A 15,612-nucleotide genomic window follows, 5' to 3' on the forward strand; every position below is an offset into this window, starting at 1 on the left:
AAGTCCGCGGGCTTTTAAGTCCTGGAAGAAGCCTTTCCACGATGCGTTGGATTCCGCAGTGGCGACATGTATGCCGAGCATTTCGCGGTAGCCGTCAGCGTTAACACCGGTGGCCAAAAGTACGGAGCATTTGACCACCCGGCCGCCTTCGCGCACTTTGATCGTCAATGCGTCGCAGGACAGGTAGGCGTACCCGCCGGGATCGAGTGGGCGGTTTTTGAAGTCTGCGACCATCTCGTCGAGTTCTTCCGACATGCGCGATACTTGGGATTTCGACATGTTGGAAATCCCAAGTGTTGCCACCAGGTCATTCATCCTACGGGTGGAAACCCCTTTGAGGTAGCAGGTCGCGATCACAGTCGATAAGGCTCGTTCGGCCCGTGAACGTCGCTCTAACAGCCAGTCCGGGAAGAACGCGCCGTGGCGCAGCTTCGGTACCGCCACATCGATCGTGCCGACCCGGGTGTCGAGGTCTCGGTGACGGTACCCGTTACGGTGGTTGACCCGCTCAGCAGAAGCGACGCCGTATTCAGCCCCGCAGACGGTATCAGCCTGGGCGGAGAGGATCTGGTTGATAAACCCTTGCAGCATCTGACGCATCAGATCCGGGGAAGCCTGTGCCAGCAGATCGTCCAGATAGGTTGCAGGGTCGATAGAATGCGGAGCAGCGGTCATCGTTACGTGCCTTTCGGTGAGATGTGGTAGTTGAGTCGAAAGGTTACTGACGGTGGCCGCCCCAATATTTCCCAAGGCCCACCATCAGAAAGCGTTACACCACACTAAGGGACGCAACCTTCTGAAATCTGATTTTGAGTACTTTCTGAATTAACTACGGTTCTCTCGTCGGGGTAAAAACGTGGAGCCCCGATGAAACGGAACATGATTTGCCTACATGCTCAGCTCGGTTGTGAGTAATCGTTACTGAACTCTCGTTAGGGAAGTATTGAGATTCTGATGAGTACAATGACCTCAGTCGCAAAATAGCAAGGATCACGCGTGAAAAAGCTTCTTCGAGTCGTCAATAAGTTACTGGACTCTTTGCCAGATGGTTCCCGCCGTTTTATTCGCACCATTGCATCTGCACAATCGGCACTGGCTCTGTTGGATATTGCGGCGCTCGGGATGCTCGCTCTCCTCATTTCTCCTATGCTCTCGGGATCAAGTGTGACGGTCCCGGTAATTGGCTGGACGCTTTCGGAGCCGGGCGACTTCGGGATTGCGTTGGGGTTCATCTGCGGACTCATTTTGTTGAAAGACCTGCTCGGTATCTTGGTTCAGAGACTCTCGACCCAGCGATTTGCAAGATTTGAACAAGAGCTGGGCGCCAGATTGCTGGACTCGTTCTTTTTTGCTCCCTGGCTCGATCGACTGTCACGGAACTCGACAGATCTAGTTCGGTCCACTGATGTTGGCGTTGCCACAACGGTTTCTGGAATCCTTATTCCATATACGCAGTTAATGGGCGAGATTGCTACGGTTACCGCAGTTCTTGTTGTCCTCCTTGTTGCAACGCCGGCAATGGCAATAGGCGCCATAGTGTATTTCTCATTTGTTGGATTTTTCCTTGCGCGCTGGGTGCTGGCTCGGTCAGTGAAAGCCGGTCAGGATAACAGAGAGTATTCGACACGTTCCGTGCGCCTGATTTCAGAGATGGTGCAATCTCTGAAAGAGGTAACTCTTCGTAGCAAGGCCGATGAAATTGAGGACGTTGTCCTTGGAATTAGGCAAAAGGCTTCCTTAGCAAGAGCGAACCAAACATTCCTCGGATCAGTGCCGCGATACATCCTGGAGATGGCACTAATTGGTGGATTAGCTCTTGCCGCACTTTACGGTTACAGCACATCTGGTATGGGGGGTGCCGTCTCACAGCTTGCACTCTTTGGAGTTGCGGGTTTCCGTCTGGTTCCTGCGGTTACGAGATTCCAAACGATCATGTCGCAGACAGCGTCAGCAATGCCGTTCGCGGAACGGGTTCTAAATGAGATTGAACTAGGCAAGAAACATCGTGCTGCTTACACCGTGAAACAGAGCGGAACAGTACTTGATGAACAGATTGAGAATCTGCGACTTGAAAAGGTGACTTTCCGATATCCAACCGCTAACGCCGATGCTGTGAAGGACGTGAATATTACGCTCCCGTTTGGATCATCATTGGCACTGGTCGGCGAATCTGGATCTGGAAAATCTACGCTTGTCGATATTATTCTTGGCCTGCTTGAACCAACTGAAGGCGCGCTCTACTTGGATGATGTTCCAATGTCTGAAGCAATGGCATCGTGGCAAGCTCGAGTTGGTTATGTTCCCCAGCAGGTTGCTATTTTCGACAATAGTGTCGCTCACAATGTTGCCTTGTCTTGGCGGGAAGACAATATTGACGAGGACAAAGTTCGCCGTGCTCTCGAACGTGCCCAGTTGCTAGATGTAATTGAAGCACGTCCCGAAGGTATCTGGGGACGAGTAGGTGAAGGCGGCATTAGCCTGTCAGGTGGTCAACGACAGCGCCTTGGAATAGCTCGTGCTTTGTACACGGAACCGGAAGTTTTAGTCATGGATGAAGCTACCTCCGCTCTCGATACAAATACTGAAGCGGCGGTCACTGAGGCCGTGAAAGTGTTGTCGGGTCAAGTGACAACCATTGTTGTTGCCCATAGGTTGGCCACAATCAGGCACTCAGATCAAGTCTGCTTTATGAAGGATGGTCGAGTGACTGCTAGTGGTACATTCGACGAAGTTGTGGAGAAGGAGCCTGAGTTCGCGCGTCAAGCGATTCTTGCAGGTCTGGCAGGTACGGAAGATGAGGTTGGACTATGACATTGAGTAATGACGAGGCCGGCAAAAATACAAAGCTATGGAAGCAGGGACGGCCCGCGCAAATCGCTCAGCTCGTTGCGCACGAGGTATTTAACGATTCTAGAGTCCTTAAAGAAGCGACATCAGTGATTGATGCTGGTGGCAAAGTACAGATCATTGGTCGTGCGCTTCCGAGTACAAATATGGCTGAAAGGTATTTGCAGGTCGAAGGGAAGTCCGTTATCCGAATTCCCGGCTATTCTATGTACTCGATATTGCCTGAGAAAGCCTTGAATAAGCTGAGAAAAGCATCTGGCATGGATGCTAATTCAATTGCCATTCTTAGTCAGAACAGTCAACCAGATGGACAGTCGATTAATGCGGCAAATGAAACACCTGAAGCAAAGGGGAAGTCTTCATCAAGACGAACGTCCTCGCAACGAATTTTTAAGCTCGTCAAAGATGGCGGTTACCGAGTTGCAAATCTCATTGATGCACCCGTAGGCCTGGCATCTTGGTGGCTCAGAGTCGTTTCGGAGTTGCGGAAATCGAAGCCGGACCTGATTCACTGCAATGATGCGAACACATTGATTCCCGGGTATCTTGCGTCGAAGGCCTTGAAAGTACCTTTTGTTTATGACTCGCATGAGCTTTGGCGCCATCGAGCAACCCGCGAGAATAGAATTATTGCTCCTCATGTTGAGGCCCTGATTGAGACCTTCGCTGCGCCTCGTGCTGCCGGAATAATTACTGTTTCGCAGTCGATCGCAGAGTGGCTCGAATTAGAGTATAAGCTCCCAGAGATGCCAACCCTCGTACGGAATGTTCCAGAGACTATGGAAACCGAAGTCCCAGGAAGTCTACGAGAAATGGCCGGACTGGGTACTGACGACAGAATTTTCTCGTATTCGGGAAGCATAAATCCCACGCGAGGTATCGAAATTGCAGTTCAGGCACTTTCTATGCTCCCGAACAAGGTCCATTTCGTCATGCTGGGCTATGGGTCTGCTGACTACTCCAAATCATTGAATGACCTTGCGGTATCATTGGGGGTCGAAGATCGGATTCATATAGTTGGGCCAGTGCGAGCAGATGAAGTTGCTGGCACCTTATCTGATTCTGATGTTGCATACATTTACCTAAAATCAGACATCCTGAGTCACAGATTTGCACTCCCGAATAAGCTCTTCGAAGCTATTGCTGGCGGACTTCCCGTGGTTGTATCCAACCGTCCGGAAGCCGCGAATCTTGTTTCTGAGCTTGGAATTGGCAGGATCCTTGAAAGCGACGAGCCTGGGGTACTCGCGAGTGCTGTCCAAGCTGTACTTGATGATGGTGCGCAATATCGTCACGCAACGTCTGAGGCGCGCAAGGGCATTAGTTGGGGAAATGAAGCGGCGCGAATGATTGATCTTTATGCCAAAGTTCTTCATGGGCGCTAACCAGATAGAGTTTACGATTCGTTGTCGCTAGTGCGAACTAATCCAAATGGTGTTGAATGTTCTGTCAAACTATTCGGGAAGATGGAGAAGAATTGAATTCTAAGAAGCGGCCGTCCCTCTTGATAATTTCATATTCTCCAATTGTCTCTGATGCTAGGGTTTTCAAGCAGGTGCGACTCTTTTCGGACAGATATGACATTACGACTTGTGGTTATGGTCCGGCGCCCGAGGGTGTGGTTCGGCATATTCAGATTCCGGATGAGTTGATCTATTGGAGAAAAGATCGGAAACTCCTCATGGCGCGTCAATACAAGTCTGTTGTGAAACGGCAAGAAGTTAATAGCTTTGTACTTCCGCAGCTCTTGGATAAGAAATTTGATGTTATCCTGGTTGATGACCTCGATCCCGTGCCGGTGGCCCTGAAGCTGATACCAAATGGTGGGGTGCATGTTGACTTGCATGAGTACTCACCAGGACAGAAGCAGGATGATTTGAAGTGGCGAGCCTTTGTTGCGCCCTACGTTTCGTGGGTGGTTCGGAATTACGTCACCAAGGCAGATTCTGTGACCACGGTTTGTGAGGGTATTGCAAACGAATATAGGGAGCAGTTCGGTGTTGAAGCGAGTGTTGTTGTAAACGCAACTGCGCTACATGATCTTCAGCCACAAGCTCCGAGTGAGCCACTAAGGCTTGTCCATTCCGGCGCCTGCCTTCGAAATCGCAACCTGCACGTGATGATTGATGCCATGGAAAAGGTGGAATCTGACCAATTTACTCTCGACTTCTATCTCACTCCAAACGATCCGGGTTATCTTGAGGAACTAAAACAACGAGCTTCGCAGGTCAAGGGTGTGACCATTACTGATCCGGTTCCTATGGAAGAGCTCGTTCCTCGACTCAATGAGTACGACATTGGAGTGTTCTTGCTCCCGCCCGTTAATTTCAATTACAAGTTTGCGCTCCCAAACAAGTTTTTCGACTTTGTGCAGTCCAGATTGGGGATTGTAATCGGGCCGAGCCCAGAAATGGAAAGGCTGGTGCACCGCTACGATCTTGGCGCGGTGACGGAGGAGTTTACTGCGGAGTCGCTTGCGCAAACTCTGTCCACTATCACTAAGCAGGACGTGGAGAAATGGAAGATTAATTCTGACCGTGCAACTGCGGAACTTTCCGCAGAGCGCCAGTCTGAGGCATGGGTTGAAGCTATTGATCGGTTAGCGGCCCGAGCTCGAAAGAACTGAAACAACTCGGTCAGCAGCGTGACCATCACCGTAGGGCGTTGCATCCGTTGATTGCGGCTTTTCTCGGGTAGCTGCCTGAATGATCCCATCTGGTTCAACGAGTTCATTCCAGCCAAGCTCTACTGTCTCGACCCACTCGGTTTGTGGGCGAACGGTCGTAGTCAGTACTCGAAGGAGGAAAGCTTCTTTCTGGAGGCCACCGGAGTCCGTAATAACTCCGCGCGCCCTGCGAGCTGAGGCGAGAAGGTTCGCGTAGGAGAGTGGTTCATGCAAATACAATGAACCACCACTGAGGTCTAAGCCCTGATCCTTTGCCTTTGCGACTGTTCTCGGGTGCGCGAGGAGGACGACGGGGTGGTCCAAATTCTGCAAGCTCTGGACGATAGCAGCCAAGCGGGTGGGATCATCTGTGTTTTCGGCGCGGTGGATGGTTGCAAGGGAGTAGCTACCATCTGTAAATCCAAGTTCCTCAGCAACCGGCGATGGGGTATCCCCAAGGTTTGCGGCCTCTGACATGAGCACATCCGTCATGACGTCGCCAACGATGACGGTCTTGTCTGCGAGACCTTCGCTGGCAAGATGATCGGCTGCCACCTGCGTGGGAGCCAGGAGGAGATCGGACGCATGGTCGGTCAGGATCCGGTTGATCTCTTCGGGCATGGCGCGATTGAATGATCGCAAGCCAGCCTCGAGGTGGGCAACGGGAAAGTGTAGTTTTACGGCAGAAAGAGCTGCCGCGATTGTTGAGTTCGTGTCACCGTAGGTTAGGACCCAGTCGGGCTGCAGATCAGTGAAGACCTCATCGAGCTTTGCAAGCATCGCTCCGGTCTGAACGCCATGGCTACCCGAGCCGACACCGAGGTGCCGATCAGGAGCCGGGATACCGAGCTGTTCAAAGAAAACGTCGGACAACATCGGGTCATAGTGCTGACCCGTATGAACGATCTTGTGGTCTATACCCGCTCGTGCGGCCGCGTGGGCAATCGGAGCAAGTTTGACGAATTGGGGTCGTGCGCCGACCACGCTTACGATCTGCATGCGTTTGATTCTATGGCATCAAGTGACGGGCCTTCGGGAATGTGCTGGTGTCACATTCTCGACGGTACTATGTGGGGTATGCGTGTCTTAGTGGTAACGACGTGGTTCCCGTCGAGAAAGGCTCCCAGCTCGGGTGCTTTTGTCGTGAAGGATGTTCAAGCGATACGGGCCGAGGGAGTCGATGTTCGCCTTATTCACCTGGTCAACCCGAAATTCGATGATGGTGATAGGCAATTTGTGTATGAAGGGATTCCGGTTATTCGGATTCCATACAGCCCGCTGAACCCACTTCATGCCATGAAGGCAGCAGACATCATTCGCCAATATTCGGCGGGTGCAGATCTAGTGCACTCTATGGCGATCTCTTCCCTACCTGCCACGATGAGGGTGAAGAAGCCATGGGTCCACACGGAACATTGGTCGGGTTTGACCAATCCTGATACCCGATCGTCAACGCTCAATGCGGTGATGCCGATTGTTCGGTCGGTGTTGAAGAAACCGGACTTCGTAACCGCTGTTTGTGAATATTTAGCACAACCTATTCGCGAGATTCGTGGTGAGCGTGCCGTAGGAATTGTTCCCTGTATTGTCCCCGCAGCCGACGAGATTGTTGAACCAGTTTCCGTTGAGGAGGCCGGAGAACTCCGCATGGTCACAGTCGGGGGATTGATCAAACGTAAGAATCCGATGATGGCATTGGACGTGACAGAAGAACTTCTCCGCAGAGGAGTCAATGCTCGGATGATTTTTGTTGGTGAAGGACCGCTACGAGAAGAAATTGAGAAGAGAGCCTCACAAGGTACTCTCCGGGGTCATGTCACCTTGACCGGGAATCTTAACCGAGCCGGAGTGGTTGAGTCCCTGAACGATAGCCATGTATTCCTCGGCCCCACCAATGGTGACAACTTCTTTGTTTCCTGCGCAGAATCCATTGCCCAGGGAAGGCCTGTTGTCGTTTCTGACAAGGGAGGACAAGGAGAATATGTGCGACCTGTAGCCGGCAGGGTCCTATCAGATGCAACCGCACAGGAGTACGCCGATGCGGTTCAAGAAGTAGTTGGATCTGCGTCTGCGCAGCAGATTGCCGATTCGATTGGTGATGCTTTCCATCCCCACTCGGTTGGTCGAGGATATCGGGAAGTCTACGAGTCCCTTGTGGGTGGACTCGTATGACCGCCAGAGTCGACTTCGTTATTGCCTGTCATTCACCAAAGAGGCCCATTGGCAGAGCTGTAGCTTCCGTTCTTGACGGGAATGCTGAGGATGTTAACCTCATTGTCGTTTGCCACAACGTTGCCGTTGAGGAAATTAAGAATGTGATTGATGAGCGGTATCGTTCGAGCATTATGTTCCTTCACCTTGAGGATGGCATCAGATCTGCTAGTGGACCATTTGAGCATGGAATGAACAGCGGAAGTGCCGAGTTTGTTTCCATCATGGGATCCGATGACACGTTGGAACCGGGTGCTATTGCACATTGGTTAGATCTTGCTGATTCAACTGGTGCGGAAGTGGTAATTACCCGGCTCAAGCTCGAAGGTAATCCAGTACATACCCCGCCGACGCGCCCCACCTATTCAGGACTTGCTGACCCGGTGCGAGATCGGCTTTCATATCGCAGTGCACCTTTAGGGCTTGTCTCAGTTGAGGCTAGAAGGCGATTGGGTGCACAACTGGTGTCTGACATGCAGGTCGGGGGTGACGTGCCTTATGTGACGAACCTGTGGTTCAACACGAAGGTTGCGGTACAACGTAATGGTCCCGCCTATGTTATCGGAGAATCAGCGGCCGACCGAGTGACGTACGTGTCGCGATCAATCGGGGATGAGTTCAGATTCATTCAGCACCTGCTTGATGCAGGCTGGTTCGCAAGACTGACTTACCGGGAACGGGTTGCTGTTTGTGCGAAACTCCTGCGAATTCACATCTTTGGTGTAGTTCTCAATAGGGCAACTGATTGGTGGACGGATACCGAACGGAAGAATCTAGCAACCGTGACGGAGCGAATCCTTGAAGCGGCTCCGGGGGTTGGAGATAGACTTTCGATTGCTGACAATCGCCTACTTACCGCGATCAGGTCACGATCGATTAGTCATGAGGAAATGCTCCGGCGAGCACATCAGCGCAGGCGGCACGGCATGCCATCAACACTTGTACCTGCTAACCCTGCCATGCTTTTCGCGAGAGAGGCACCTTTGCGTTTCATGGTGGCGTCCTTTTTAACGAGATAGGTAGACAAGCAAGGCTATTGTTACGTGCGTTTCACCAAGAAATTCGTGTAACGGGTAAGCGTATACTGTTTTCAGTTCTAAACTTACGCATCTGCAGGGTGAGGTGCGTTCTTAATTTGAGGAGCATTCATGCGTATTGCAGTCGTTGCGTTGGGAAAGATTGGGCTGCCGCTGGCAGCCCAGTTCGCAGATGCTGGACATGAAGTCATCGGTGTCGATGTTTCGCAAAAGGTTGTTGACTCGGTCAACTCTGCGAAGGAACCTTTCCCCGGCGAAGCGCACCTGCAGGAGTACCTTGAACGCCTCGTCCCTGCCGGCAAGTTGAAAGCAACCACAAACTACGCAGAAGCCATTCCTGGTGCGGATGCCATTGTTCTCGTTGTTCCACTCTTTGTTAATGACGAAACTTGGGAACCCGACTTTGCGTGGATGGATGCTGCAACGAAGTCGCTCGCTGAGCACCTGACCCCTGGCACCTTGATCTCGTACGAAACAACCTTGCCTGTGGGAACCACCCGCAACCGGTGGAAGCCGATGATTGAGGAGATCTCCGGCCTCACCGAGGGCGAAGACTTTGATTTGGTCTTCTCCCCGGAACGTGTTCTGACCGGCCGAGTCTTTGAAGATCTGCGACGCTACCCCAAGCTCGTGGGTGGACTCACCGAGTCCGGAACCGAGAAGGCTGTGAAGTTCTACGAGTCGGTTCTGACTTTTGATGAGCGTCCTGACCTTAAACAGCCGAATGGCGTGTGGAACATGGGTAGTGCTGAGGCGGCTGAGATGGCGAAGCTCGCGGAAACCACCTACCGTGACGTCAACATTGGGCTAGCCAACCAGTTCGCGGTCTATGCGGATAAGGAAGGCATCGATGTTGACCTGGTTATTGATGCCTGCAACTCCCAGCCTTACTCGCATATTCACCGTCCCGGTATTGCCGTTGGTGGTCACTGCATCCCCGTATACCCGCGCCTGTACCTGTCCACAGACCCGGATGCCTCGATCGTCCGTACCGCCCGCACGTTCAACGCCGGCATGCCCAACTACGTCGTGTCCCGGGTTGAGGAACTGATCGGTAGTCTCGAGGGACTCAAGGTTGTTGTTCTCGGTGCTTCCTACCGTGGTAAGGTGAAGGAAACAGCTTTCTCCGGTGTGTTCGCAACTGTCGATGAACTACGCCAGCGCGGTGCGCAGGTTGTTGTGCATGACCCGATGTACTCCGATGAAGAGCTTGGCGGCTTCGGGTGGGATGCTTACCACCTTGGTGAGGATGTTGACGTGGCGATCGTTCAGGCCGATCACGAAGAGTACAAGACTCTTAAGTCTTCCGATCTTCCCGGTGTTCGCCTGCTTGCCGATGGTCGTCGCGTCACAGACCCGGATCTGTGGAAGGGCGTTGTCCGGGTCGTCATTGGTGACGCTGCGAACGACTCGTAGGCATAAGCTCAATAATGGAGCTGGCAAGCTGGACACTGGTAGCCCTTAGCCTGCTTATTCTTGTGGGCCCGGGCTATGTCGTAGCCCGGGGGCTACGGTTACCGCCAGCAGTTGCGATTGGGGCGGCCCCGCTCGTCGCCGTTGGTGTGGTCACGGCGCTGTCGCTCGTGCTTCCCGCGAACTTGGGGAGCGGGCAGCCGTGGAGTGTCACGCTGTTTGTGACACTGCTTGTCCTGACCATCGGTGGGGCTTTCTTCTGGTGGAAGCACCGCGAGACTGTTGAACGTGAACACAGTTGGGTTCTTACAGTAGCGGTTATCGGTTCCACCATGATTGCCCTGTTGATCACGGGATGGCAGATCAGGAATGGCATGGGGGACTTGTCAGTCCCTCTGCAGCGACGTGATGCTCTGTTCCACTACAACGCCATCGCCGGGATCCTTAACGGTTGGGGAACCGTTGACCCGCTTCATTCCACCGGCTGGATGTTCGGTCGCGAGGGATCGGCCGGATACTATCCGAGCGCCTACTACGGACTTGCCGCCGTACTGCCGGGATCGAGTGGCGTCTTGGCTGGGAATGCCACGGCAATTGCGGCTGTCTTTGTCTGGATCATTGGAATGGTCTCGCTCGCACGTGTGGTCTTGCCAAAGCTACCCGGTGCTTGGATCGCAACACCACTTCTGACAGTAGTTGCCATTTCATTCCCGCTAGTACCGTTCTTTAGGCACGGTCAGTGGCCATTCGCGCTCTCGCTGGCCCTGCTGCCCGGGCTTATTGCCGTTTCGCTCCATGTATTGTCGACAAAGTCTCGACTCGGACTTGTTGGTATCGCTTTCGGATTCGTTGCTATCGCGGGAGCGCACCCTTCAGGACTGGTCCTCCCGGGAATCCTCGCACTTGTCGTAGTTGCCCTTCAAGTTCTGACGGCGCTGGTGGCAATCGCACGAAAGCAAAAGAGTGTTCAGGAGATTGCCGTCCCCCTTGCACTGTCCGCTTCTTTCTTGGCAGTCGCGGCGGGAGTTATCCTTGTTGCCTCGGGGAATGAGCGGCTTCTGGCGATGGGAGCGTATCCACGAGACCAAACACCTGCAATCGTTCTCTTGAAGTCATTGCTTGGGTGGGGGCACGTTGATCCCTTCGAGCCTTACCCCGTCTTCAACTCGACCCTGCTTTTCGCGATAACAATTCTTGGTTTTATTGTTCTCGCCTACTTCACCCTGTCTCGGTATCTCCTCATTACAGGCCTGATCCTAACCGGAATCCTAGTTCTCACCTCGTCCACCTCCTCACTGGCGGACTTCTTGGGAGCTGTTTGGTACGGCGATCCGGAACGGATCACGGCAACCATTGCTCCCATCATTATTCTTGCTGGGGCTGCGGCCATCGGGGCAGCCGGGGCAGTTCTTGCTCGATACATTTCCGCAAGAGAGGACTTGCTGACTGCCGCAACAGCTGCAGTGCTAGTTGCCCTCGTCGTAGTGCCGGTGTGGGTGCACCGTACCGATGTTCGAACGAACATTGTCCTCGCGGAAAACTATTATCCGAACACGGCGAACAAATACATGATCGGTGGCCCGGTCTGGACTGAGGCTGATGTGGATATCTGGAATGAATGGGCTCGGATCGTTGGTGATGACACCGTCTTCGGTGACCCAGCCACAGGTAGCGTTTTCTTGCCAGCATTGAAGAATATTCGCACCGTACCGGCGACGAGCAGTATGGAGGACTTGCCTCCAGAGGGGCTGGAAGCAGCTCGAGGGATTCGGGGTGAGGCGGACCTGTCTGAGGGTAGTCCCGGATGCCAGTTCATCATCGAGAATAATATTCATTGGGTTGTTGTTGAACCATCGATGGGGACGCGCTTCCGCAATAGGTTCTTCACACAAGCTTTTGTTGCCCGAACATCGGAAAAGGTTGCTGGCGAGGGCGAAATGGGACTGTGGCATGTCACTGAGTGCTGGTAAGTAAGGGGAAAGAGTAACAGGTGAAGGTACTGGTCACCGGCGGAGCCGGATACATTGGGTCGCACACGGTTGCGCAGCTGATTGAGTCGGGGCATGAGCCGGTTATTGTCGATAACTTCTCTAACTCTTCACCGGGAGTCCTGCTAAGGATCAACGAGATCACCGGACGAGAGATTGAGTTCCACGAAGTTGATCTGACCGATACAGAAAAGACACTGCAGGTCTTTCAAGAAGTGCAGCCCGAGGCTGTTATTCACTTCGCGAGCCACAAGGCGGTGGGAGAATCAGTAGAGAAGCCGCTACACTACTACCGCAATAACTTCGACTCATCGCTCTCGGTCGTTGAGGCGATGTTGGCGGTGGGATGTAGAAATATCATCTTCTCCTCCTCAGCCACCGTCTACGGTGATGGGGATGTTCCCATGCAGGAGACCCAGGAATACCTGCGGTCGGGGAGCCCGTACGGCCGTACGAAGATCATGATTGAACAGATGCTTGGCGACATTGCCGAGGCTCACCCCATCAGGGTCGCTCTGCTGCGCTACTTCAATCCCGTTGGGGCCCATCATTCCGGTCTTATTGGTGAAGACCCCCTGGGTATTCCGAATAACCTCATGCCCTACATCTCCCAAGTCGCAACCGGCCGCAGGGAAAAGCTGACCGTTTTCGGCGGAGACTATGACACTCCCGATGGGACGTGCCTGCGGGACTACATTCACGTGGTTGATCTTGCTGAGGGGCATGTCAAGGCGCTTGAACTTATCGCTCGAGGAGATGTCGCGGTCCGCGCATGGAATCTTGGTCGCGGTGAAGCAGTCTCCGTTCTTGAGCTAGTCAACGCCTTCCAGGAGGTGTCCGGTAGGGAGATCCCCTACGTTATTGGTCCTCGCAGGGCAGGGGATTTGCCGTCCGTGTGGGCGGACTCCAGCAGGGCTCGTGACGAGCTGGGGTGGAGTGCCGAACGGACCGTTGTGGACATGTGCGCCGATACGTGGCGTTGGCAGTCAATGAACCCTGACGGGTATAGGGCATCCTAGCGCCGGGCTCCCAGACGGACGTTGAGCTGTTTACTCGGTGACTTGTCCGAGCAGTGCTCGTTCATCGGGCCGGTGAACGAGGATGGATTCGATGTAGGAGCGGGTCGAATAGGCCATGGATACGTCGTGTCCAGCTGCTTCTGACATATACCAGCGGTGCTCGAGGAGCTCGTGATAGAGCTCTGCGGGCTGGAGTCTGCCGCGAAGATTGACCGGGACGGCGTTGACTGCGGGCTGAAAGATATTAACCAGCCAGTCTCGTGCCACCACGGTCAGGTCCTGATCACCTCGGCCTCCGAGTGCCCGGTATGACTTGATGTCGTTAAGGAGGCGGCGGGCCTGGTTCTCTTCGACATTCATGCCCGTCAAGCGCATGATTTGACGGTTGTAATGCCCAGCATCCACCACCTTGGGTTGGATGGAGACGGAGCTGCCCGAAGAGTCGGAGCTCATCGCGAGCTCGCCCACGTCAAACCCGAGCGAGTTGAGGCGGTTGATGCGGTCGTCCACTCGCCACCGTTCCGTGCTGGCAAAGGAGTCCACTCGAGTCAGTTCACCCCAGAGGGTGTTGTAGCGTTCTTGGAGTCGATTCCCGAGCCCCACAACATCCGCATCCTCGTCGAGCATCTCACCCGACTGCAGGTCCATGAGCTCACCAATAATGTTGGTGCGAGCAACGTCAATGTCGTAGGCGCGTTTACCGGGGGAGAGGTTCTCGTGCAGCTCTCCCGTTTCAGCATCCACCAAGTAGGCAGCGAACTCCCCAGCATCCCTCCGAAAGAGCGTGTTGGAGAGTGACACGTCACCCCAGTAGAAGCCGAGCAGGTGGAGCCTGACGAGCAGAATTGATAGGGCATCGATGAGCCGGTTCGCGGTCTCGGGTTTCAGCCACTGCCCAAACAGTGCCCTGTAGGGCAGGGAGTAGGCTAGGTGCTCGGTGATGAGCGCCGCCTCGAGAGGTTTCCCATCTTCCCGAATGCGGCCCGTGACGACAGCGAGCGGAGCGACTGCGGGTGCCCCGATCCTGCCGAGGTTCCGCAGCATGTCGTATTCGCGGTGGGCTACCTTTTCGCCGATCTCTTTGATGGCGATAACCCGCCCATCAAGGTGAACGAAACGCACGATGTGGCGGGAGATGCCGCGGGGGAGTGCGGCAATGGTCTCTTTGGGCCACGCCTTGAGTGGGATGTGCCAGGGCAGGTCGAACAGTTCGGGTTCGACTGACGCGGCAGTGATTCTCAAGGACGTGGACACAAAGAGCTTTCGGGCAGGGTGCGGCTGGTTAGCCGCGGGAGATGGTATTGCCGGTGGCGTGGCTGAAGAAGTAGCCGGCACCGGGCTTGAGCTGAACGTGGACAACGGTGTCCGGCTCGGGAACGACATTGGGAGGGATGCGAATAACGACCTGGTCGGAGCCGTCACCGGAACCAAACTTGTCTGCCTCGTTCTCAGAACCCAGGATGTTGCCGTAAATGTAGGCGTCGGAGCCGAGCTCTTCGACAAGGGTGACCTTGACCGGGATGGTGAACTCGGATCCCTCACCGATGAGTTCGAGGTTCTCGGGACGGAAGCCCACAACAACCTTGCCCTGATCCTCGGAGGTGATTCCGGCACGGACGCTGTCGGGGAGGGGGATCGTGGCATCGCCGTGGGTGGCGGTGTCGCCCTTCACGGTCCAGGTGCCGATGTTCATGGCGGGGGAGCCGATGAAGCCGGCCACGAAACGGTTGGCGGGAGCGTCATACATCTCCCTCGGTGTGCCAACCTGCTGGAGCAGGCCGTCCTTGAGGACTGCGATCCGGTCGCCCATGGTGAGCGCCTCGGTCTGGTCGTGAGTGACGTAGACGGTGGTGATGCCGAGGCGGCGCTGGAGGGACGCGATCTGGGTGCGGGTTTGGACGCGGAGCTTCGCATCGAGGTTGGAGAGCGGCTCGTCCATGAGGAACACGCGGGGCTGGCGCACGATTGCGCGGCCCATGGCAACGCGCTGGCGCTGACCGCCGGACAGTGCCTTCGGCTTGCGGTCCAGGTAATCTTCCAGGTCGAGGATGCGCGCTGCTTCCAGGACGCGTTCCTTGATCTCTTCCTTCGGGGTACCTGCGATCTTGAGGGCGAAGCCCATGTTCTGTTCCACGGTCATGTGCGGGTACAGCGCATAGTTCTGGAACACCATGGCGATGTCGCGATCCTTGGGGGTGATATCTGTAACATCCTTGTCCCCAATATAGATCCGGCCCGAATCAACCTCCTCCAGGCCCGCGAGCATCCGCAACGATGTGGATTTACCGCAGCCGGATGGGCCGACAAGGACGAGGAATTCACCGTCCTCGATTTCTAGGTTCAGCGAATCAACCGCCGGTCTTTCCGAACCGGGATAGATGCGCGTGGCATTGCTAAAAGTTACCGTGGCCATTGAAGGTCCCTTCACCGGC

The 15,612-nt window shown here is 54.5% G+C and carries 12 protein-coding genes; 8 read left to right on the forward strand and 4 right to left on the reverse strand.

Annotated features, from left to right (window positions below):
- The coding region (locus BN1241_RS01160) for an IS256 family transposase (RefSeq protein ID WP_147599190.1) at positions 1 to 675 on the reverse strand (675 nt) is incomplete at its 3' end.
- A gap of 321 nt (positions 676 to 996) precedes the next feature.
- On the opposite strand from BN1241_RS01160, the gene BN1241_RS01165 reads away from it, so the two are divergent.
- From BN1241_RS01165 to BN1241_RS01175, 3 genes are all read left to right on the forward strand, one after another.
- Positions 997 to 2,811 (forward strand): ABC transporter ATP-binding protein, encoded by a 1,815-nt coding sequence (locus tag BN1241_RS01165; RefSeq protein WP_054951910.1) that lies wholly within the window; start codon positions 997 to 999, stop codon positions 2,809 to 2,811.
- 2 nt (positions 2,812 to 2,813) lie between these two features.
- Positions 2,814 to 4,232 carry a glycosyltransferase family 4 protein gene (locus BN1241_RS01170; RefSeq protein WP_187117580.1) on the forward strand — a complete coding sequence of 473 codons (1,419 nt, stop codon included), beginning with the start codon at positions 2,814 to 2,816 and terminating at the stop codon, positions 4,230 to 4,232.
- A gap of 92 nt (positions 4,233 to 4,324) precedes the next feature.
- Complete coding sequence (locus BN1241_RS01175; protein WP_222704359.1) at positions 4,325 to 5,473, forward strand: glycosyltransferase family protein; 1,149 nt, start codon at positions 4,325 to 4,327, stop codon at positions 5,471 to 5,473.
- On the opposite strand, the gene wecB is transcribed toward BN1241_RS01175, so the two are convergent.
- Entirely contained in the window at positions 5,447 to 6,511 is a 1,065-nt protein-coding gene (gene wecB / locus BN1241_RS01180; protein ID WP_054951913.1) for a non-hydrolyzing UDP-N-acetylglucosamine 2-epimerase, read from the reverse strand. The two genes, BN1241_RS01175 and wecB, sit on opposite strands and share 27 nt — an antisense overlap.
- A gap of 78 nt (positions 6,512 to 6,589) precedes the next feature.
- Between wecB and BN1241_RS01185 the strand changes: the two genes are divergently transcribed.
- The 5 genes from BN1241_RS01185 (at position 6,590) to galE (ending at position 13,180) form a co-directional block, all read left to right on the forward strand.
- Positions 6,590 to 7,684: a glycosyltransferase family 4 protein gene (locus BN1241_RS01185; protein WP_054951991.1), complete on the forward strand. Its 1,095-nt coding sequence runs from the start codon at positions 6,590 to 6,592 to the stop codon at positions 7,682 to 7,684.
- Complete coding sequence (locus tag BN1241_RS12710) at positions 7,681 to 8,742, forward strand: hypothetical protein (protein WP_077138215.1); 1,062 nt, start codon at positions 7,681 to 7,683, stop codon at positions 8,740 to 8,742. The genes BN1241_RS01185 and BN1241_RS12710 overlap by 4 nt, the downstream gene beginning before the upstream one ends.
- Before the next feature lie 129 nt (positions 8,743 to 8,871).
- Positions 8,872 to 10,176, forward strand: coding sequence for a nucleotide sugar dehydrogenase (locus tag BN1241_RS01200; protein ID WP_054951916.1), 1,305 nt, complete (start codon positions 8,872 to 8,874; stop codon positions 10,174 to 10,176).
- 14 nt (positions 10,177 to 10,190) lie between these two features.
- The gene (locus tag BN1241_RS01205) at positions 10,191 to 12,143 is read left to right on the forward strand and encodes a DUF6541 family protein (protein WP_147599172.1); all 1,953 of its coding nucleotides are present in this window, start codon (positions 10,191 to 10,193) and stop codon (positions 12,141 to 12,143) included.
- Positions 12,144 to 12,163: 20 nt separating this feature from the next.
- The gene (galE, locus tag BN1241_RS01210) at positions 12,164 to 13,180 is read left to right on the forward strand and encodes a UDP-glucose 4-epimerase GalE (RefSeq protein WP_054951918.1); all 1,017 of its coding nucleotides are present in this window, start codon (positions 12,164 to 12,166) and stop codon (positions 13,178 to 13,180) included.
- Between the two features lie 30 nt (positions 13,181 to 13,210).
- Here the strand turns inward: galE and BN1241_RS01215 are convergent, their stop codons facing one another.
- Complete coding sequence (locus tag BN1241_RS01215; protein WP_054951919.1) at positions 13,211 to 14,434, reverse strand: DUF4032 domain-containing protein; 1,224 nt, start codon at positions 14,432 to 14,434, stop codon at positions 13,211 to 13,213.
- A 28-nt stretch (positions 14,435 to 14,462) separates the two neighbouring features.
- Positions 14,463 to 15,593, reverse strand: coding sequence for an ABC transporter ATP-binding protein (locus BN1241_RS01220; protein WP_054951920.1), 1,131 nt, complete (start codon positions 15,591 to 15,593; stop codon positions 14,463 to 14,465).
- Between the last annotated feature and the right edge of the window lie 19 nt (positions 15,594 to 15,612).

The organism is Flaviflexus massiliensis (assembly GCF_001375495.1).
GTDB lineage: Bacteria > Actinomycetota > Actinomycetes > Actinomycetales > Actinomycetaceae > Flaviflexus > Flaviflexus massiliensis.

Excerpts from the sequence above, each read along its gene's own strand:
- wecB (WP_054951913.1), bottom strand. The coding sequence starts at position 6,511 with ATGCAGATCGTAAGCGTGGTCGGCGCACGACCCCAATTCGTCAAACTT.
- BN1241_RS01185 (WP_054951991.1), top strand. The coding sequence starts at position 6,590 with ATGCGTGTCTTAGTGGTAACGACGTGGTTCCCGTCGAGAAAGGCTCCC.
- BN1241_RS12710 (WP_077138215.1), top strand. The coding sequence starts at position 7,681 with ATGACCGCCAGAGTCGACTTCGTTATTGCCTGTCATTCACCAAAGAGG.
- BN1241_RS01200 (WP_054951916.1), top strand. The coding sequence starts at position 8,872 with ATGCGTATTGCAGTCGTTGCGTTGGGAAAGATTGGGCTGCCGCTGGCA.
- BN1241_RS01205 (WP_147599172.1), top strand. The coding sequence starts at position 10,191 with ATGGAGCTGGCAAGCTGGACACTGGTAGCCCTTAGCCTGCTTATTCTT.
- BN1241_RS01220 (WP_054951920.1), bottom strand. The coding sequence starts at position 15,593 with ATGGCCACGGTAACTTTTAGCAATGCCACGCGCATCTATCCCGGTTCG.